Annotated in this window: 1 protein-coding gene and 1 pseudogene; both read right to left on the reverse strand. The window is 54.9% G+C overall.

Annotation, left to right across the window (positions count from 1 at the left end):
- A pseudogene (locus AC4FWB_RS34655) lies at positions 1–360 on the reverse strand (polysaccharide biosynthesis protein); the annotation flags it as partial.
- Positions 361–808: 448 nt separating this feature from the next.
- Positions 809–1,008, reverse strand: a 200-nt coding sequence (locus AC4FWB_RS34660; RefSeq protein WP_491030714.1) for a rhamnosyltransferase WsaF family glycosyltransferase, incomplete at its 5' end; no start/stop codon positions are given.

Consider the following 1,008-nt stretch of genomic DNA (forward strand, 5'->3'; position numbering starts at 1 on the left):
CTGGCGCTCGTTGAGGCCGGCGACCGGCTGATAGAAGGAGCGGAAGGCAACCGCGGCCAAATAGAGGACCACCGTCAGGCTGCCGCAGCCCTTCAGGATGTTGAAGAAGTCGGGCGTGGAGGCAAAGCGCCAGACGGTGCTGTAAAGGCCGCTATAACGAAACAGCAGATGGGCGGTGAGCACGATGAGCGCCCAGCAGGCTAGCCCCCCAGTGGAGAACGCATCGAACGAAAGCCGCGACTGCGAAAGCGTGAGGCTGAGCGCCACCGCGATCAGGACCATGACGAGGTCCTGAACCATGATGATGGCGCGCCGCATCTTCGGTCGGATTCCCGATACGGCTTCTGCGTAGGCGGTCATTGGGTAGTACTGAACTCCAGGCGAGCAAACACAATTACCAGAACGGCTCCGGACCGGCCAGCGTCCGCCACCACTCTGGATTGCAAATCCCCAACCCCGTCACCCGGTTATCGCATTAGCGCGGAGTTGAGGGGAGAGCTAGGGGTTTTTTGGAAACAAGACATTGAGTGCACCGGTGTAGCGCTGGATGCTAGCTGCCCGCGCAAGCCCATTACTCCTTCAAAGAAGCTATCGGCTACTTTGCGGCGACCTCCCTCAGAAAATCCGCGAGTTCCCGGGGATCATATTTCGTTCCGACTGACGGAAGCTCAACGATGTCCTCGTATTCCCCTATTGAGCCAATTTTTGGCTCGGCCCTCCTAACGGACTGTTCAATAGCGCTCGCAACCGAATCCGGAGTTACACTATCAAGAGCAACAAAATTCTCGCTCCTGTCGGATATTTTTTTCTAATCATAGTTATTTGATATCGTAGTTATACTGGCATATGCCATCTCCAAAGGAGGATAACTCGGGTGAGGCGATATCATCAACGATATTCCGACACTCGACCGGCTTAGATATTCCGCATACTCCTCAAGACTGACCTTTCCAGGAACGGAGCCATTCTGCACTGGCCAAATCTTTTCTGCATCAAAGTTTTCTCCCA

Source organism: Mesorhizobium sp. LEGMi-168a, assembly GCF_058312955.1.